Source organism: Streptomyces sp. NPDC059010 (genome assembly GCF_042740355.1).
Lineage (GTDB): Bacteria > Actinomycetota > Actinomycetes > Streptomycetales > Streptomycetaceae > Streptomyces.
Genome location: NZ_JBHYJA010000012.1, coordinates 1 through 17,159, shown reverse-complemented (window position 1 = coordinate 17,159; position 17,159 = coordinate 1). Strand labels below are relative to the sequence as shown.

General features: G+C 68.4%; 17 protein-coding genes and 2 pseudogenes. 6 read left to right on the top strand and 13 right to left on the bottom strand.

The annotated features are described in order from the left end of the window. Window positions 1-178: 178 nt before the first annotated feature. The 5 genes from ACFWYS_RS14660 to ACFWYS_RS14640 all read right to left on the bottom strand — a co-directional run bounded on the left by ACFWYS_RS14660 (window position 179) and on the right by ACFWYS_RS14640 (window position 6,136). Window positions 179-1,603, bottom strand: a complete 1,425-nt coding sequence (locus tag ACFWYS_RS14660; protein ID WP_384767483.1) for a Gfo/Idh/MocA family protein — start codon at window positions 1,601-1,603, stop codon at window positions 179-181. Between the two features lie 177 nt (window positions 1,604-1,780). Continuing rightward, window positions 1,781-2,617: a carbohydrate ABC transporter permease gene (locus tag ACFWYS_RS14655; RefSeq protein WP_384767480.1), complete on the bottom strand. Its 837-nt coding sequence runs from the start codon at window positions 2,615-2,617 to the stop codon at window positions 1,781-1,783. Continuing rightward, window positions 2,614-3,594 carry a carbohydrate ABC transporter permease gene (locus tag ACFWYS_RS14650; RefSeq protein ID WP_384767477.1) on the bottom strand — a complete coding sequence of 327 codons (981 nt, stop codon included), beginning with the start codon at window positions 3,592-3,594 and terminating at the stop codon, window positions 2,614-2,616. The genes ACFWYS_RS14655 and ACFWYS_RS14650 overlap by 4 nt, the downstream gene beginning before the upstream one ends. A 2-nt stretch (window positions 3,595-3,596) precedes the next feature. After that, entirely contained in the window at window positions 3,597-4,898 is a 1,302-nt protein-coding gene (locus ACFWYS_RS14645; RefSeq protein WP_384767474.1) for an ABC transporter substrate-binding protein, read from the bottom strand. Beyond that, window positions 4,895-6,136 (bottom strand): aminotransferase class V-fold PLP-dependent enzyme, encoded by a 1,242-nt coding sequence (locus ACFWYS_RS14640; protein ID WP_384767472.1) that lies wholly within the window; start codon window positions 6,134-6,136, stop codon window positions 4,895-4,897. Before ACFWYS_RS14640 ends, ACFWYS_RS14645 begins: the two co-directional genes overlap by 4 nt. 226 nt (window positions 6,137-6,362) lie before the next feature. Here ACFWYS_RS14640 and ACFWYS_RS14635 point away from each other — a divergent pair, with 226 nt between their 5' ends. From ACFWYS_RS14635 to ACFWYS_RS14625, 3 genes are all read left to right on the top strand, one after another. Next, window positions 6,363-7,064 (top strand): FadR/GntR family transcriptional regulator, encoded by a 702-nt coding sequence (locus tag ACFWYS_RS14635; RefSeq protein ID WP_384767470.1) that lies wholly within the window; start codon window positions 6,363-6,365, stop codon window positions 7,062-7,064. Between the two features lie 368 nt (window positions 7,065-7,432). Continuing rightward, window positions 7,433-8,140, top strand: a complete 708-nt coding sequence (locus tag ACFWYS_RS14630; RefSeq protein WP_384767467.1) for an FAD binding domain-containing protein — start codon at window positions 7,433-7,435, stop codon at window positions 8,138-8,140. Between the two features lie 59 nt (window positions 8,141-8,199). Then, the gene (locus tag ACFWYS_RS14625; RefSeq protein WP_384767935.1) at window positions 8,200-8,643 is read left to right on the top strand and encodes a winged helix-turn-helix transcriptional regulator; all 444 of its coding nucleotides are present in this window, start codon (window positions 8,200-8,202) and stop codon (window positions 8,641-8,643) included. 69 nt (window positions 8,644-8,712) lie between these two features. Here the strand turns inward: ACFWYS_RS14625 and ACFWYS_RS14620 are convergent, their stop codons facing one another. From ACFWYS_RS14620 to pstS, 4 genes are all read right to left on the bottom strand, one after another. After that, entirely contained in the window at window positions 8,713-9,270 is a 558-nt protein-coding gene (locus tag ACFWYS_RS14620; protein WP_384767465.1) for a TIGR03086 family metal-binding protein, read from the bottom strand. Window positions 9,271-9,272: 2 nt separating this feature from the next. After that, on the bottom strand, window positions 9,273-9,806 hold the full coding sequence (locus ACFWYS_RS14615) for an SRPBCC family protein (protein WP_384767462.1): 534 nt from the start codon (window positions 9,804-9,806) through the stop codon (window positions 9,273-9,275). Next, complete coding sequence (locus ACFWYS_RS14610; protein WP_384767460.1) at window positions 9,803-10,165, bottom strand: ArsR/SmtB family transcription factor; 363 nt, start codon at window positions 10,163-10,165, stop codon at window positions 9,803-9,805. Before ACFWYS_RS14610 ends, ACFWYS_RS14615 begins: the two co-directional genes overlap by 4 nt. A gap of 599 nt (window positions 10,166-10,764) precedes the next feature. Beyond that, window positions 10,765-11,910, bottom strand: a complete 1,146-nt coding sequence (gene pstS / locus ACFWYS_RS14605; RefSeq protein WP_384767458.1) for a phosphate ABC transporter substrate-binding protein PstS — start codon at window positions 11,908-11,910, stop codon at window positions 10,765-10,767. Between the two features lie 864 nt (window positions 11,911-12,774). Between pstS and ACFWYS_RS14600 the strand changes: the two genes are divergently transcribed. Both ACFWYS_RS14600 and ACFWYS_RS14595 read left to right on the top strand, forming a co-directional pair. Continuing rightward, the gene (locus ACFWYS_RS14600) at window positions 12,775-13,506 is read left to right on the top strand and encodes a DsbA family protein (protein WP_384767455.1); all 732 of its coding nucleotides are present in this window, start codon (window positions 12,775-12,777) and stop codon (window positions 13,504-13,506) included. 87 nt (window positions 13,507-13,593) lie between these two features. Next, the gene (locus ACFWYS_RS14595) at window positions 13,594-13,755 is read left to right on the top strand and encodes a hypothetical protein (protein ID WP_384767950.1); all 162 of its coding nucleotides are present in this window, start codon (window positions 13,594-13,596) and stop codon (window positions 13,753-13,755) included. Window positions 13,756-13,984: 229 nt separating this feature from the next. On the opposite strand, the pseudogene ACFWYS_RS14590 reads toward ACFWYS_RS14595, so the two are convergent. Continuing rightward, window positions 13,985-14,194 (bottom strand): annotated as a pseudogene (locus tag ACFWYS_RS14590) (hypothetical protein); the annotation flags it as partial. A gap of 155 nt (window positions 14,195-14,349) precedes the next feature. On the opposite strand from ACFWYS_RS14590, the gene ACFWYS_RS14585 reads away from it, so the two are divergent. Next, complete coding sequence (locus ACFWYS_RS14585; protein WP_384767452.1) at window positions 14,350-14,955, top strand: dihydrofolate reductase family protein; 606 nt, start codon at window positions 14,350-14,352, stop codon at window positions 14,953-14,955. 180 nt (window positions 14,956-15,135) lie between these two features. On the opposite strand, the gene ACFWYS_RS14580 is transcribed toward ACFWYS_RS14585, so the two are convergent. The 3 genes and pseudogenes from ACFWYS_RS14580 to ACFWYS_RS14570 all read right to left on the bottom strand — a co-directional run. Then, window positions 15,136-16,212, bottom strand: a complete 1,077-nt coding sequence (locus tag ACFWYS_RS14580; protein WP_384767449.1) for an IS110 family transposase — start codon at window positions 16,210-16,212, stop codon at window positions 15,136-15,138. A gap of 230 nt (window positions 16,213-16,442) precedes the next feature. Further along, a pseudogene (locus ACFWYS_RS14575) lies at window positions 16,443-16,849 on the bottom strand (transposase); the annotation flags it as partial. An 18-nt stretch (window positions 16,850-16,867) separates the two neighbouring features. After that, the coding region (locus ACFWYS_RS14570) for a DUF6463 family protein (RefSeq protein ID WP_384767446.1) at window positions 16,868-17,159 on the bottom strand (292 nt) is incomplete at its 5' end.

Here is a 17,159-nt window from a genome sequence, read left to right as displayed (position 1 = left end):
CCCTCCCACACACCCCCCCCCCCCCCCGGGGGGGGCCGTTGACACCCCCCCCCCGGGGGGGGGGGGCCCCGGGGGGGGGGGGGGGGCCCCCCCCCCCCCCCCCCCGCCACCTGGCCAGCCCGCGACCTGCATGAACGCCGGCTCCTCGCCGGGGCCCAGGGCGTGCGGAGCGCGCCCCTCAGCCGACCGGGGGCATGTCCGTAGGGCTGGAGTCGAGTCCGGGCCGTTTGCCTGCCCAGGCGCCCCGGGTGAAGTCCGGGACCTCGACCGGCCGGCCCTTCCTCGCCAGGGACGCGGCGCTCAGCGGGACCGCCGAGCACCAGGCAGCCGAGTCGTACACGTCGATGTCGGGCACCAGCCCGGCACGCATCAGCTGCACGGTGCGCCACTGCAGGACGTAGTCCATGCCGCCGTGACCGCCGTTGTTCGCCGCGTCGTCGCCGACCTTCTGCCACAGCCAGTGGTCGTACTCCTTGCGGTAGTCGGCGAAGTCGCGCCAGCTGTGGCCGCCGTGGTCCGGTTCGAGATAGACGCGCGCGCCGGTCGGGGCGGGCCCGGCGTAGTCCTCGACGATCCCGCGGCTGCCGGCGAGGGTGTTGATCCTGCTGTACGGCCGGGGTGAACTCACGTCGTGCTCGGCCCGGATGACCCTGCCGCGCTCGGTCTCGATGAGGCAGGTGACCAGGTCACCGTTGACGTACGTCTCCTGCCAGGACGGATGGCCCCGGGGGACGAAACGCTCGCGGTAGTCGGCCAGTCCCTTAGGTGCGGTCGCGGTGGCGCGCAGCGTGGTCATCCGGTCACCCCGGTTGACGTCCATGGCGGCCGCGATCGGGGCCAGCCCGTGCATGGGGTAGAGGGACGCGGTGCTGCGGGTGTGCCACAGCCGCCGCCAGGAGTCGGTGTAGTACGTGTCGGAGAAGAGGAGTTCACGCAGGTCGTGGCAGTAGCCGCCATGGCCGTTGGTGATGTCGCCGAACAGGCCGGCGTGGGCCATCCGCAGCATGGCGAGTTCGTTGCGGCCGTAGTTGCAGTTCTCGGCGAGGAGTAAGTGCTTGCGGGTGTGCTCGGACGTGTCGACGAGGTCCCACAGCTGGCGCAGCTCGGTCGCGACAGGGAGTTCCACCACGGCGTGCCTGCCGCTTTGCAGCGCGGCTCTGCCGTGCTCGTAGTGGAACTCCCACGGCGTGGCGACGTACACCAGGTCGATGTCGTCACGCCGGAGCATCCGGGCGTAGGAGTCGGCTGATCCGCCGTATTCGGCGGGGCGGGGCTCGCCCTTGCTCACCAGCCGGTCGGCGGCGCGTCGCGCGCGGTCGGCGCGGATGTCGCAGACGGCGGTCACGGTGCAGCCGGGCACGGCCGCCCAGCCCATGACCATGTCGCCGCCACGGTTGCCCAGGCCGATCACACCGACGCGGACGGTTCTGTGGACCTCGAACGGCACGCCGATCATCGACTTCTGTCCGGACCGGCGGCGCGGAGCCTGTCCGGTCGCGGCGGACGCGTCCGGGGCCGCGGCGGTCATCCCTGCCGCGAGCGCACCGGTGGCGGCGGCTCCGCCCAGGAGCAGGCGGCGTGAGACAACGGGTGTTTCGGACATGACGGCAACACTCCTCGTGGGGTGGCTTGCATCACTGCCGGGGCACTGTCGGGCCTGTCGGGGCATGACTCTGCGGGCTTCGACGGTTGCATGTCAATACGTGCTCGATAGACAGCAGTTCTGAGCAGGATCAAGCATCCACGATGGACCGGAGCGGCTGTCCGGCCTGCTGCCCTCTCAGCCCTTCACCGCCCCCGAGGTGAGTCCCTGGACGATGTGGCGGCTGGCGAAGGCGAACAGGAGCATGGTGGGGAGGATGGTGAGCACGGCCGCCGCGGACATCGAACCCCAGTCGATGTTGAAGCTGGAGATGAAGCCGTTCAGGGCCGTGGGGACGGTCTTGTTGCTGTCGCTGTTCATGAGCGTCACGGACAGGAACAGCTCGTTCCAGCAGTTGACGAAATTGAAGATGAACGCGGCGATGATGCCGGGCCGCATCACCGGCAACAGCACCCGGAACAGCGCCGCGAAGCGCGACAGACCGTCGATCATGGCGGCCTCCTCCAGCGCGTCCGGGATGTTCTCGAAGAAGCCGCGCAGCATCACCGTGCAGAAGGGGATGCACACCGCGATGTAGACGAGGATCAGGCCGAAGCGGTTGTCGACCAGCTGCAGGTCGGTCATCAGCAGGTACAGCGGTCCCAGCGCGATGAACGACGGGATCATCTGGGTGACCAGCGCGGCCATCAGCAGAGCGGACTTGGTGCGGAACTCGAAGCGGGCCAGTACGTATGCCGAGAGCATCGAGATCGCCGTGGCCGTCGCGGCGGCGACGGTGGAGACGATCAGGCTGTTGGTGAGGTACGTACCGAAGTCGGCCGTAGCGAACAGGCCGCTGTAGTTTTCCAGGGAGAAGCGCTCGGGCCAGTAGGCGAGCGGGAAGTGGAAGATGTCGCCGGGTGCCTTCAGCGAGGTGACGGCGATCCAGTAGAGCGGGAAGACGGTGAAAAGCAGCCACACACCGAGGAAGGCGAACTTGACGACCCGGCCGGCCGCGGACTCCTTGCCGATCACGACCTCACCCCTTTCCTCTCGCGCGTGGCCATGAGGAAGAACACCGCGAACACCAGCAGCGCGGCCACCACGAGGAGGCCGAGCGCGGAGGCCCTGCCGTAGTCGCCCTGCTGAGTGATCTTGATCATCCAGGTGGTCACGATGTGCGTCTCGTTGTTCGGCCCGCCGCCGGTCATGCCGAAGATCAGGTCGGGGAAGTTGAAGATCCAGATCACCCGTAGCAGCACGGTCAGTGCCAGCGTGGTGCGGATGTACGGGATGGTGATCTGGAAGAGCGTGCGTGCCTTGCTCGCGCCGTCCAGCGCCGCCGCCTCGTAGAGCTCGTCGGGGATCGACTGGAGCGCGGCCAGGATCATGATCGCGAAGAAGGTGACGCCGTACCAGATGTTGGCGATGAGCACGGCCACCATCGCCGTCTTCGGATCCGCCAGCCAGGCGACCGGCTCGTCGATCAGACCGGCCTTCTGGAGCAGGTCGTTGACGACACCGAACTCGCTGTTGAACAGCCAGCGGAAGAGGATGCCGATGAGGAAACCGGAGATCGCCCAGGGGAAGAAGATCAGCGCCTGGTAGATGCCGCGGAAGGGGAAGCGGCGGCGCAGCCACAGCGCGAGCGCGAAGCCGATGACCAGCTGGGGCACGATCGAACCGAACACCCAGATCGCACTGTTGCCGAGGACGGTGCCCCAGGCCGGGTCGGCGAAGACGTCGCGGAAGTTCTTCAGCCCGACCCAGGAGGTGTCGGTCAGGTCGGTCAACTTCCAGTTGCGGAAGGCCATCTGGCCGCCCGCGATCATGGGGTAGTACGTGAAGACCGCCACGAAGACCGCGGCAGGGGCCATGTACGCGGCGATCTGAAGACCGCGCCGGGTGGTGAACTCCCGTCGCCGGCCCCCGCGGGGGAGACCCCGCCTGTGCGAGGTCTCCCCACTGCCCGGCGTCTTCGTCTTCGTCGCCGTTGTGGACGTGACGGACATGTCTACTGCTCCTGCTGCCACTTCTCGGTCCAGTACGCGTCCCAGCCCGCGACCAGCTTCTTGGGCGTGGTCTTGCCGAGGATCAGTTTCTGCACGTCGGCGTCCGCCTTCTGCTGCCACTCGGCCCACCAGGTGACGCCGCGCGGCTGGGTGACGACCAGGTACTTGTCGGGCTGCTCGGTCATCGTGACGTAGCTCGCCCAGGGGCCGGTCTTGTAGAACGGGTCGCCGGTCGCCGACTTGAGGATGGGCACCAGGCTGTTCTTCTTCGTGAACGACGTCGACGCCTCGCCCTGGGACAGGAACTCGACCAGCTTCACCGCCTCGGCCTTCTGCTTGCTGCCCTGGGCGACACCCCACCCGGCGGTGGCCAGCGGCTGCACGGTCTTGCCGCCCGGCCCGGCCACCAGCGGCGCGGTGCCCCACTGGCCCTTGGAGATCGACTTCGACTCGGAGACCGTCGCGATCACCTCCGGGTCCTGGAGCAGGAACGCCGTGGAGCCGTTGGAGAACGCCTCGACCATCTCCGGGTAGCCCCAGGCGACGGACGACTTGGGGGAGGCCTGCTTGAAGAGCTTGAGGTAGTTCTCCATGGCTGCCTCAGCCTCGGGCGCGGCGAAGATCGTACGGCCGTCCTTGAGCTTGAAGCCGTTCGCCGGGTCGACCTGGTCGGCGAGGTAGGCCTCGATCGCGGCGGTGGCGTTGCTGTTGGCGTTGGCGCCGCCGCGGAACGCGTAGCCGTAGCGGCGCTTGGCCGGGTCATGGATGGCGGACGCCTGCTCCACCAGTTCCGCCCAGGTGGCCGGCGGCTTGCTGAAGCCCGCCTCCTTGATCAGGTCGGTGCGGTAGAAGAGACTCAGCCCGTAGAAGCCGTACGGGACGAAGTACGTCTTGCCCTTGGCGTCCTTCGAGGCGTTGACCGCGTTCTCCGTCATCGCCTCCCAGCCCTTCCAGCCGGCGAGGTCCTTCTTCATGTCGTAGAGCCAGCCGTTGTTCGACCAGGGCCCGACGGTGATGTCGCGGACCTCCAGGACGTCCACCCCGCTGCCGGACTGGAGCATCTGCTGGAGCTTCTGGTCGGCCTGCTCGGTGGGCGGGGAGACCAGGTTGACCTTGACCTTGGGGTTCTGCTGCTCGAAGTCGGCTATGAGGTCCTTGAGCAGATCGGTGCGGGTCGGGTTCGTCAGGCTCTCGACCATGTTGAGGGTGACTGTTCCGCTCGCCTCGGGGCTCATGGTGGAACAGCCGGTCAGGACCATCGCGGCGGCGGTGCCGAGCGCGAGAGCTGCCGTCCTTCTTCTCATTGTGCTGACCTCTTCCCTGAGTTCTCTCTTGCCCACCTGCCGAGGACGGGGACGCATTCCTCGGCGAAGTACTCGTAGTCGGCGGCGGTGTTGTAGACGTGGGCGGACAGGCGCATGTAGCCGATGCCGCCGAAGCTGGTGAAGGCCGCCTCGACGCCCAGTTCGAGGGCCACCCGGTCGCGCAGGGCGTCGGCCTCGATGCGGTCGGCGGCGAGTCCGTCCGGGAGCCGCACCAGACGCATGCCGGGGACGGGCATGCCGACGTCGACCGCGCTGTCCGCGCCGGTCAGTTCGCCGGCCGCGGTGCCGATGACCGAGGCGCCGTAGTCGGCCAGGTCGTCCATGTAACGGCGGGCGGCGGGCCAGCCCCAGGTGCCCTCGATGAAGCCGAGGGACGTCGGCGCGGCCAGGTACGACGTGGCGTCGATCGTGCCCTGCTGGTCGAAGCGGTCCGGGTAGGGATCGGCCGCGGCCCAGGAGTCGATGAGGGGATAGAGCCGCTCGCGCAGCGGGCCGCGGGCGACCAGGGCGGCCGTGCCGCGCGGGGCGCAGCCCCACTTGTGCAGATTGCCGGTCCAGAAGTCGTAGGTCGCGTCGGCGAGCGGGGCGGCGAGCAGGCCGGGGGCGTGCGCGCCGTCGACGAGGACGGGGATGCCGCGCCGCCGGGCCTCGGCCCCGATGCGTTCCACGGGCAGCCGGCGTGCGGTCGCCGAGGTGATCTGGTCGACGACGACGAGTTCGGTGGCGTCGCCGAGTTCGGCGACCACCGCCTCGTACGCCGCGTCCTCGTCCGCGTCGAGCGGCACCCGGGCGGTACGGACCCGGCCGCCCCAGCGGCGTGCCAGCCGCTCGGCACCCATCGTCACGGCCCCGTAGCCGTGGTCGGTGACGACGATCTCCCCGCCGGGACGCAGGATGAGGGCGGCGTACACGACACTCGCGCCGGCGCTGGCGTTGGGCACCAGCGCGAGATCGCCGGCACCGACCCGCAGGAATTCGGCGAGCTCGACCCGGGCCGCGGCGAGCCGCTGGGGGAGCGCCGGGAACCACACCACGGGGGAGCGTTCCATCTCCACACGCAGCACCTCCTGCCGCTCCTGAGCCACCAGCGGCACCGCACCGAAGGAACCGTGGTTGAGGTGCTTGAGGGCAGGATCCAGCGACCACGCCCGGTCGGCGGGCCGGCCGTCCGCCAGCAGTAGAGGGCGCGGTGCGGTGGTCACCTCGGTCTCGCTCACAGGACTCCACATCTGGGCAGGGCGTGTCCCGCGGAAGATCCAGCTCCGCCAGACACATCTGATGACTTGGCATCCTGCACACCTTCCCGGGCGGAAACAAGGGTCGTACAGTGAAAGTCATCAGATGACTTACGTGTGACGCACATCCGACACATCTGAGGCTCGCTACAGTGCTCCGAGGGACCGCGGCGTGATCGCGGCCCGTCAGGGGAGGAAGAGGGGACGGATGTCCGCAGTCGAGAAGGCGTTCCACGGCCTACGGCACATGATCGGAACGGGACGCCTCGGACCGGGCGAACGCATCCCGCCCGAGGGCGAGCTCTGTGAAGAGCTGGGCGTCTCGCGGGGGTCGCTGCGCGAGGCCGTACGGATGCTCGCCGCCCTGGGCGTCATCGAGCCGCGGCACGGGTCGGGTACGTACGTCTCCCAGCTGAGGCCGCAGGACGTGATCGGCAGCCTCTCCCTGACCCTCGAACTCCTCCCGCTGTCGGGTCTGTTGGAGGTCTACGAGATCCGGCGCGTCCTTGAGGCCCATGTGGCCGCCCAGGCGGCGGCGCGCTGCACGCCGGAGACGGTGGCCACGCTCTTCTCCCTCATCGAGGACATGGAGGCCACGAGCGATCCCACCAGGGCGTCCGAGCTGGACCACCGCTTCCATGCGGAAATCGCCCGCGTGGGCGGCAATCCGACGCTGGCGACCCTCTTGGCCGTCTTCCGCGCCCGTTCCCGCAAATACCAGGTCTTCACCCTGCCCGAAGGCCCCGAACTACGGCGGAAGAGCGACGACGACCACCGTGTCCTGGCCACCGCCATCGCCGACCGCGACCCCGTCGCCGCGGCCGGTGCGGCACAGGCGCACGTCGCCCAGACGGAGCGGTGGCTGCGCGCGTTCATGCCGCCGATCGAGGAGGCCGACGGCCCGGAATGACCATCAGGGCGGGCAGGCCGGCCTGACGCCTTGGAGCGCCGCGGCACACTCAGGGAGCCAGGTGCGAGAAGCCCGCCGCCACGGCGCGAACGCATCGACCGGAAAACCGCACAGGGCGACCAGGCCTGCCCAGCATCGACGTTCGGCCGCTCGCCGTGTGCGGTCCGCCGGGCGGTGCCTTCGGCCGTACCAGGCCTGCAGAGGTGGCCCGGCTCTGTCGGCAGGCGCTCGGTTCCCGGCGAAGGGACCGTGTGCTCATGTGAGCCCTTTATGCGCCCCCCATTGAAGAGATTGTCTTACCGGGGGCCGGGTGGCCAAAAACGCACCTGCTGCCCCGTCCGACTCATCACGAAGGCAGGGTGGTCACTGTGCTGTTGCGTCTACCCACGTCCGTGCTCGAAGCACAGCAGTGCCTGGCCGAAGGAGCTGTCCTGATCGGCGGGGCGACACTCCTGTGGGCCACTTGGCAGCGGGACGGCTTCCCTGAACACGCCATGTCCCTGCGTGAGTTGCCCGAGGCCAATGTCCTGGGGGGCGACACCGTGGGTGGCGCTGTGGTGCTGCATCGGGTGGACGACCGGGTTCCGGACGCGCTGCGTCTGGCCGCCGCCCAGGTGGGCACCGGGGCGGTACGGCGGAGCGCGACGGTCGGCGGCAACGTCGTCGGCAGCACGCTTCGCTGCCTGCTCCCCGCGGCACTCGTCCTGGACGCCAGGGCGACGGTGCTGGAACCCGACGGCGTGCGCGAGACGGATCTGGCCGAGGTGGTGGCCAAGCGTCCCGTCCTGCTCAGCCTCCGCTGGAACAAGCCGATCGCCAGCGCGTTTTGCAAAATGGTCGGCGAGGCAGGCGGACCGCCGCCTGCCGTGGTCGCCTCAGCTGTGCACACCGAGGCCGACGGTCGCCACCGCCTGCGAACCGCCGTCCGCGACGGCTACGACGTGCTCAGTGGAAGTGCCACGTGCGCCGCGGACACCGAGCAGACCCTGAGCGCGCTGCGTGGAACAGCGCTCGGCGATCTCCCAGCCACGGTCTGGGACGTGGTTCGATCGCAGGTCTCCGCCCTGCTCGACTGAGAACGATGCCGCGGTGGATACCGGTGCCGACAGTTCGTTGTGGCAGGCGTCGGACTGGGCTGACGGCGGTCGCCGTCGAATCGGGCCGGCCGCACATCTGCCCTACTCCGAAGTCACCACCAACGCGCGAGGCGCTGAAGCGGCTGGCCAGCCGATGGACCGTGCTCATCACCCATGCGCTGGAGGACGGCCCCACCCGGTTCAACGACCTGAAGAACCGGCTCGGGGTGAGCGGGCAGGTCCTGGCCAGAGCACTCCGCGACCTCGAACGGGACGGGCTCGTCGCCCGCCGGGTCTACGCCGAGGTACCGGTCCGTGTGGAGTACGAACTCACCGCACTGGGCGGGACCATGTGCGCGGTCGTGCAGGAGATACGACGCTGGGCGGAACTGACGGCGCCGGCCCAGCTCGCCGACGAGGAACTCCTCAGCCCTATCCTCGCCCAACTTCTCTCCGGCTACGCCCTGCTGTTCGGCCGCGCCGAGCTCACCCAGGCGGCCTGACCCGCAGGCAGACGGTGCTCGGCTGTGCAAGGGGCCGACACGCCACCGCCGACGGTGCCCTACGGCTCATCAGGGCTTGCGGCCGATGAAGGCGAGCAGGCGAGTCTGGACGTCGGCGCTCTCCGGAACCTCGACGCGCGGTCCGTACTGCCCGCTCGCCCGGAGCACGGCGTCGAGCGGCAGCATCCCGTCGAGCAACTGGGTGCATTTGGCGGGATCGAGGTGTTCGTCCTGGCCGGTGGCCCGTGCCAGGTCCCAGGTGTGCATGAAGACATCGGCGGTGTAGAACCGGTCGACCGCCTGGTCCAGTGGGATCTCTCCGATGTGCGGGTTCGACAGCAGTTTGTGTGCGGTGGCTGGATCGTCGAGGAGGGCCTGCACCCCGTCGCGGTGCGTCGCCCAGGCGGCCACCGGGTCGTCGTCCACCGAGGGCCCTTTGGGCAGTTCGACTCCGGCGCCGGCTTCGAGGAAGGCGGGGAGCCACTCGACGAGGTGACGGACGACGTCCCGGGCGGCCCACCCCTGGCACGGCGCGGGGTCGTCCCATGCCTGTGGATCCGTGCCGCGTACGCGGTCGGTGAATACGCGCGCCACGGCGCGGTGCTCGTCGGCTGCTGTTCTCGTCATGATCAAGACCCGGTCTCGGTGCGTCGGCCGGCGCTGTCGCCCTGTTGCCTGGCAAGCAGCTCGTCAAGCCGCTCGTAGCCCTCGCGGACGCCGTACTCCATGCCGCTCTTGAGCATCGCATCGCGGGCTTCGACGGAGTCCATGAGCGACTTGCCGGTGACCCGGGTGCGGCCACCGAGGTCCTCGAAGACGGCCGTCTCCAGGCTGACGCCGTCCGGAAAGCCCTCGTAGGTGAAGGTCTGCACGATGCGCTCGTTGGGACGCACCTCGTGGAACACACCGTGGAAGCCGTACTCGGTTCCGTCGTCGTCACGGTGCACGTAGCGATAGGAGCCGGCGCTGCGCGCGTCGTAGTGGTCGATCCGCATCGTGAGCCGGCGCGGGCCGAGCCACTGGACGACCAGATCGGGGTCGGTGTACGCCCGGAACACGCGCTCCGGCGGAGCGTCGAACTCCCGGATGATCAGGATGGTGGGCAGATCAGGGTCGGCCACGATCCGTGTCTCGTTGCGGTGGGGCGTGTCGGTGGAGCTCATGATGCCGCCTCTTTCGTCGCGGTGTCCGTCGTCGACTGTTCGTCCATCTGCTCAAGGAGGGCGTCGAGGCGGCGGAATCGGTCCTCCGCCTCGCGCCGGTAGCGCTCGATCCACTTCGTCATCAGGTCGAAGACCTCTGCCTCCAGGTGGCAGGGCCGCCGCTGGGCGACTCTGCTGCGAGTGACCAGACCGGCGTCCTGAAGGACCTTGATGTGCTTGGACACGGCCTGCAGCGAGACGTCGTACGGCTCGGCCAGTTCGTTGACCGTGGCGTCCCCGGCGGCGAGCCGGGCCACGATGTCGCGCCGAGTGGGATCCGCCAGTGCGGAGAACACCAGCGACAGCCGATCGTCGGCCACGTCACTCACACCTCTCATATTCAACCGATTGGTTAAATACCTTACGGTCGAGGTTCCGGCTTGTCAACCGATCGGTTGAATAGCGGGTGTCGTGCGTGCGCAGCGGAAGGCGTCCGTCATCCTCCGCGAGCATCCGGTCATCCCCTCGCTTCGGATGAACTCGTCCGAAGCAAGGCGCGGGGAAGGACGTCGGGCTGTACGAGAGCGTGCGCAGCCTCGGCATCCGCTTCACGGCAGTACCTGGACCGTCGTTCAGGGCCCGGCCGGCGCGGCGCCGGCGCCCTGCCTCGATGACGTGACGTCCGTTCCCCGCACCACAGGGTTCTGGTCGGTGGGAATGACAAGCCCCGCCCCGGCCCCTCCGGCGCAGGCACGCACCGAACGCCTCCAGGCCTGACACGCATCCGGCACGGGGGCCGCGATCGAACACCGGTCCCGGTGGGCCGACCAGCGGCGCCAACGAGTGCGGAAGCGGTCACGAGAGCAGCGCCGATTGTTACCGTGAGCGGCGGCGCTGCCCAGGGCCCACCGCGGCGTATGAGGCTGAGTCAGCAGCGCCCATCAGTAGCCCGACGACGCCGGCACTTTCCAGGTTGGGGCTAGGACAGACTGTTGATCTTGCTACGGACCTTGTTCACGATGGTGGCCGGAAGCGTCGCGTAGCCCTGGAAGCTCAGGTCCTCCTGGCCCTTCGTGCCGGCGATGTACGTCAGGAACGCCTTGGTGGCGGACCATGACGCCGGCTCGTTGCCCTTGTCGCAGACGATCTCGTACGTGACCATGTCGATCGGGTAGGCACCCGGGGCCTTGGTCGCGTAGTCGAGCTTGAGTACGAGGTCGTCACCGGTGCCTGCGGTGGTGGCAGCGGCCATCGCCTTGGAGGCCGTGAAGACGCTGGCATCGACCGGGGCAGCGGCGCCGGTGGCGATCGAGGCCGTAGGGATGTCACGGGCGAGCGCATGCGACAGCTCGGCGTAGCCGATCGCGCCCACGTTCTCCTTCACCTGTTCGACGAGGCCGGAGGAACCCTTGGCGGACTGGCCGCCTTTGGCCTGCCACTCCTTGCTGTGCCCGTACGGCCAGGCGTTCGGTGCGGCGGCACTCAGGTAGGCGGTGAAGTTGTCCGTGGTGCCTGAGGAATCGGAGCGGTGTGACGCCCGGATCGGTGTCGAGGGCAGCTTGGTGCCGGGGTTGAGCTGCGCGATCGACGGATCGTTCCACTTGGTGATCTGCGAGTCGAAGATCTTGGCGAGGGTGGGGGCGTCCAGGACCAGCTTCTTGACCCCCGGCAGGTTGTAGCCGATGGCGATCGGGCCGCCGAGCATCGGCAGGTGGACGGCCTTGCCACCGTCGGAGCAGACGCTCTTGGACTGAGTGATCTGGTCGGCGCTCAGTGCGGAGTCGGACCCGGCGAAGGCGGTTCTGCCCTTGAGGAAGTCGGTCTGGCCGTCACCGGAGCCGTTTCCTTCGTAGCCGATCCGGCTACCAGGGCAGGCCCGCATGTAGTTCTTGATCCAGAACTGCATCGCGAACTCCTGCGCGGTCGAGCCCGAGGCCGACAGCGTGGCCGTCTTGCCGCACTTGATGTCGCCGGCGCCTGTGGTGGCGGGCGAGATGGCCGTGGGTGATCTGCCGGAGGACTGTGCATTGCCACTCGTGCCGCAGGCCGCCAGGAGCAGGGCACCGGAGACAGCCACCGAGCTGCCCGACAGGGCGCGCAGTCGGCTCTTACGCTGACGCTTCACTCGTCGGTGCTCCTTTATGGTGTGGCAGTCACAACCCCATGCCGTGACAACCATAGGTAATCGACCGATTGCTTTTCGTATGCGCGGCGTCGGTTCGAGCGGTTGTGTGGCACCGCCACTCTGATCGCCTAACCTCAACCGTTTCGGTTTGAGCGAGGTGCTGGTTCTGGGCGGGAGGTGGCCCGTCACCTCGCCCACACCAAGGCCCTGTCGAGCAAGCCGCAGTCGGCTTGACCTCGCCGGGCACCGAACAGGGCCTGGGGGCACAGTCATCAGATCAAGTCCCAGGCAGTGCCATGGCACCTCCGGCAGCTGTACCGCCTCCGGCAGCAGCGAGATCGAGACCATCGCCCGCAGGGTCGGCCGTCGGCCCGACAGCCGCCGCACCGGACCTCCGGCCACACCGGAGCCGGAGCCTTCATGGCCGACCACCGCGAGACCGCCGCACCCGCCTGCACGTGCCTGCCCCCGTGGCCCGGCCCTGCCATCGTCACCGAAGGCACCACCCGCCTGGCCAAGCCCGCGCCCGCCATAACACAGGGCCCCCGCTGTCCCTATCGCCCACTGCTTCGGATGGGACGCCGACCACACCGGCCCGTGGAAACGGCTCAACTCCTCCTCCCGCGCTGCCCGATGAGCCACCGACCCAGACAGGAACCAGGAACCAGGAACAGGGACCCCCCTCGCTCCGACGCCGCCCCAGACACAGGGCGGCGCTGGCCGCCAAGGCCTGCGGGAGGCGCCCACGTGGCCGGACACTACGTCGGCGGGGCATCTGCCAGCGGCCTGGTGAGGGGCTTTTGCTGGTGCGGTTTTCGTACCGATGATCTAGGGTCGCGCTGTTCTCTGGGGAGGGGATGACGCATGGTGCGTGGGGGCCGGTGGGCTGTGGTGTGCGCGGCCGTGGCGCTGGTGATGGCGGGGTGCGGGCAGCGAGCGGCGGAGCACGAGCCTGACTTCGCGAGCGCTGAGGAACTGCCGGAAAGGCTCGGTGCGGACGGCATCACCATCACGGTCGGCGATCCCGACGCGCCGGTGAAGGTGCATCTGTATGAGGATCCCCGCTGTCCGTACTGCGAGGAGTTCGAGACCACCGGCGGCGGTCCGCAACTGCGGGAGGTGATGCTCGACCGCTGGGCGAGAGCCGAGTACACCCTCGCCTCCTTCCTGGACGACCGGGTCGGCGGCACCGGGTCGAAGAAGGCCGTCAACGCGCTGCGTGCCGCGCTGGAGGAGGGCAAGTTCGTGGAGTACCACGAGGTGCTCTACGCCAACCAGCCCGAGGAGAGCGTCGACGGCTACACCGACGCCTACCTGCTTCAACTGGCCGGCAAGGTCAAGGGCCTGCGCAGCCCGAAGTTCGACGCGGCCGTGAGATCCATGAAGTACCGCGCCTTCGTCACCGCCTCCCAGAAGGACTACGAGAAGGCCGGGGGAGCAAAGGAGCCCGAAGGCCCCGGTACACCCACCGCAGTGATCAACGACAAGCGGATCCCGCTGCAGTACGGTGCCCTCCTCCTGGAGAGGGATGCCTTCGCCGAACTGCTGCAGCAGATCTACGACCAGCCCGGAGAGTGGCAGGACACCACTCTGTAAACTTCGCCGGCGTTGCACTGCCCGGCCTCGTACGCGGCAAGGAGCGCGGCCGGGTCGTGTAGCACGGCCCCAACGACCTGTACTTGGATGTCCGAGCTGGGAGCCCAGGGCCTCAGCCGCAGGCACGCCGTACGCGTACGGGTCGCGGTGTCCGGGCCGGTCCTCGACGCGTACGGCCATGGTCGGCGCACCCGGGCAGAGCGCGGGAGTCTCGCGGTGACTGCGCCCGCGCCCGCGGACACGGACTGACCCCGCCAAAACGCCCACCTGGGCATCGAGCTGAGCTCCGGCCCGCCCGGCCAGCGCGAGCCCTACTCGCTCCAGGGCGTGGTTGAGCCGCGTGGTGAACCGTGCGTGCGGGGCGGCAGGCCGCGCGAACGGCTCGGCGAATGTCCGGCGCGGGCAGTCCGTCGCTCGCTCGACAGATGAAGCGCCGGACCGTCAGTCGGATCACGAAGCCTTGCTCAGCGAGTGGAAGGTCCTTCAGCCTGTGCCGGTATCGGTCGTGAACTCGGTTCGAGAAGCAGCCGCAGTCCGGACATTCGGAGCCGGCCGCGCGGCCTCTCGCCGCCACCTCGACCGTGCCGTTGAGCAGAACCTGGGAGATGAGGTGCACTGCGATATCTGCTGCGCTGTTCCCATAGGCCGGATTCTCCCGAGGGCCACCCACCAGTCGCTGAGAACCCATCTTTGAGCCGGCTCTTCGGGCCTTCCGAAGCAGTGCCGCTCCGTCGACCTGATCGGCTGCAGCGTCATGGGATTTCTCGTTACTCCACAGCGTGGCCGATGAGTTTGTGGCTCCCGGCCGGTCCAAGCTCATGACACCTAGGAAAGGACACCGCCATGTCGGAGCTTCTCGTCGACTTCATCACCTCCCTCGACGGCCACGCATCGGGAGAGGGATGGCCCGGGTTCTGGGGCCTGGAGGGCCCGGAGTACCTCGCATGGCTGGGCGAGCAGCCCGAGGTCACCTACCTGATGGGAGCGAACACCTACCGCCTGATGTCGGGCTTCGCCGCAGGCGAGGTCCCGGATGGCCAAGACGAGTTCAGGCCCGAAGAAGAGGCGTCCGTCGACGAGCTCACGCAAGCGTCCAAGGTGGTGTTCTCCTCCTCACTCAAGGAGCCGCTGACGTGGGCCAACTCCACGCTCGTCCGCGACGACGCCGTCGAGGCGGTCCGCGCCATGAAGTCGAGTGGCTCGGGGCTCCTCAGCACGATCGGCAGCCTCAGCCTGTGCCGGTCCCTGCTGCGGGCCGGACTCGTCGACCGCTTCCGGGTCGTGATGTTCCCGGTGATCACCGGGGCCACGGGCGAGGAACGCATCTACGACGGCTATCCGGACGTCGCCCTTGAGATGATCGAGCACCGCACCTTCGACGGCCGTATCCAGCTGGTCGAGTACAAGCCCCGCGTGCTTGAGCACCCGCCGCTCGGCGTCCCTGCGTGACGTCGCCCCGTCCGCCGGTCTGGACGGCCGCCAGGCCGGCGCCGGCGGGCGCGGAGTTGAGCTGGGCGACGATGTGACGGACCCACTTAAGGGCCTGGCTGTCATGGAGGTTCGCCGCAGAGATGACGATCGACAGAGGCAGACCACTGCGGTCCACGATGAGGATGCTCCTATAGATCGTCAACCTGTGGGGCGGAGTTGTTCGGTGGTGAGTTGCGGGCGGGGTAGCAGACGGTAGATCTCGCGGGCGACGAAGCGTTTCAGGCACCGGATGATCTCTTTCTTGGAGAGGCCGTCGGCGTTGCGTCGGGCGACGTATTTCTGAGTGCGCAGGTCGTACTTCATACGGACCAAAACGATGGTGTGCAGGGCTCTGTTGGCCTGGCGATCGCCACCGCGATTGAGCCGGTGGCGGTGGGTGCGGCCGGAGGACGCAGGGATGGGTGAGGCTGCGCAGAGGTGAGCGAAGGACGCCTCGGAGCGGAGACGTTCGGGGTTGTCACCAGCGGTTTCGAGGAGCTGAGCTGCAGTCTCGGGGCCCACGCCGGGCAGCGCCACGAGCTTGGGGGCAGCTTTGGTGACTAGCGGGCCGATCTCGGCTTCGGCCTCCTTGATCTCCTCGTCCAGTGCCTGGTAGCGGCGGGCCAGTCGCCTCAGGGTGGCTTTGGTTGTGTAAGCGGGATCTTCGAGTTTTCCGGTGGGGCGGGAGCGGGCGAGGGTGCCGATCAAGTCTTTGGCGGACAAGCCGCGGAATCTGTCGCGGACCTCGCTGGGGGCGCTGATCATCAGAGCGCGGATCTGGTTGATGGCCTGGGTGCGGGCCTTGACCGCGGAGTTGCGGGCCACGCGCAGAACGCGGATGGCTTCTACGATGCCGTCGCGGGTCTTCGGGGTGCCGTTGGCACGGCCTGACAGAACAGCGGTGGCGGCCGCGTAGGCGTCGACGGGGTCGGACTTGCCGTTGGCGCGGCGGGACTTGCGGTCAGGGCGGTCGACCTCGATGACGGTGAGTCCGTTGCCGCGCAGGAAGCGGGCGAGCTCGGCACCGTAGGAGCCGGTCCCCTCCATCCCGACAGCGATGATCTCGCCGTGGGAGGTGAACCATTCCAGCAGTAGCCAGTAGCCGTCCGGGGTCGTTTCGAATGATTCGGTGGCCAGCTGCCGGCCCACAGTGTCGATGACGGCGGCCTGGTGAAAGTCGGTGTGGGTGTCGATCCCGCCGACCACAGTTATCTCGGTTGCCTCGTTGGCTGTCATGCTCGTGGTGCTGTCCTTCCGAACCGCGCTCTGGGGAGGGGATAGCACGGGCCGGTCGGGCAGACGGACAACACAGTGATGGGACCTCTGGTCAGGCTCCTATTAAGTCACGAAAGTCCGGCTGGCCACGCGCATGATCGCCCCGGACCGACGCATCCTCGCCAGGACAACTCAACAGCGTCGGTGGATTTTTGGGTCAGGTCCGAGGCGATCACCCAGCCATCATCACTGTGGATTTTCGAACCCTTCTTGCCGCGGTCGGTCGGATTCGGCCCCGTCGGCTGTCCCCTTTGAGGGCCCGGACACTGACGGAGTCGATCGCGCACCGCGACCAGTCCAGGTCGCCTCGGGAGCCGAGTTCGTCCAGGACCAGGCGGTGGAGCTTGGCCCACACACGGGCCTCACTCCATTCGGTGAACCGGCGGAAGGCGGTCACTCCCGACAGTCCGAAGCCCGGTGGCAGTTGGTTCCAAGTGCAGCCCGAGGTGGCCACGAAGATGATCGCGGCCAGCACCTCGCGATCCCATCGGCGACGATGTCCTCCGCCCTGCGGGCGTTCCGGAGCCGGCGGAACCACCCGTTGGAACAACTCCCACAGGTCCTCCGGCGCCAACCGTTCGACAAGCACAGCAGCCATCAGGACAAATCCGGCTGATCACGAGCACTGGGCACGGTCGATAGTGGTTGTCTGCCGGCTGTCTCCCGCACTGTCCCGCCGGGCCGCGATCAGGGCCAGTACCCCGAGCACGATCAGTCCCGGTGCGCCGGAGACGGGGTAGAGGATCTGCAGCGGCACGCCGATGGCGAGCAGATACCAGCCCAGCTGTGCCGGGAGCCTGCCGGTGTCACGGGCGATGCGTTGGCTGAGTGTGCCAAGGGCGAGGAGGCCGAACCCGGCGAGGAAGAACCACATCTCGTACTCACGCTGCGGCTTTCCGGGAACGGCG

Excerpts from the sequence above, each read along its gene's own strand:
- ACFWYS_RS14660 (WP_384767483.1), bottom strand. The coding sequence starts at position 1,603 with ATGTCCGAAACACCCGTTGTCTCACGCCGCCTGCTCCTGGGCGGAGCC.
- ACFWYS_RS14650 (WP_384767477.1), bottom strand. The coding sequence starts at position 3,594 with ATGTCCGTCACGTCCACAACGGCGACGAAGACGAAGACGCCGGGCAGT.
- ACFWYS_RS14645 (WP_384767474.1), bottom strand. The coding sequence starts at position 4,898 with ATGAGAAGAAGGACGGCAGCTCTCGCGCTCGGCACCGCCGCCGCGATG.
- ACFWYS_RS14635 (WP_384767470.1), top strand. The coding sequence starts at position 6,363 with ATGTCCGCAGTCGAGAAGGCGTTCCACGGCCTACGGCACATGATCGGA.
- ACFWYS_RS14620 (WP_384767465.1), bottom strand. The coding sequence starts at position 9,270 with ATGACGAGAACAGCAGCCGACGAGCACCGCGCCGTGGCGCGCGTATTC.
- ACFWYS_RS14615 (WP_384767462.1), bottom strand. The coding sequence starts at position 9,806 with ATGAGCTCCACCGACACGCCCCACCGCAACGAGACACGGATCGTGGCC.
- ACFWYS_RS14600 (WP_384767455.1), top strand. The coding sequence starts at position 12,775 with ATGGTGCGTGGGGGCCGGTGGGCTGTGGTGTGCGCGGCCGTGGCGCTG.
- ACFWYS_RS14595 (WP_384767950.1), top strand. The coding sequence starts at position 13,594 with ATGTCCGAGCTGGGAGCCCAGGGCCTCAGCCGCAGGCACGCCGTACGC.
- ACFWYS_RS14585 (WP_384767452.1), top strand. The coding sequence starts at position 14,350 with ATGTCGGAGCTTCTCGTCGACTTCATCACCTCCCTCGACGGCCACGCA.
- ACFWYS_RS14580 (WP_384767449.1), bottom strand. The coding sequence starts at position 16,212 with ATGACAGCCAACGAGGCAACCGAGATAACTGTGGTCGGCGGGATCGAC.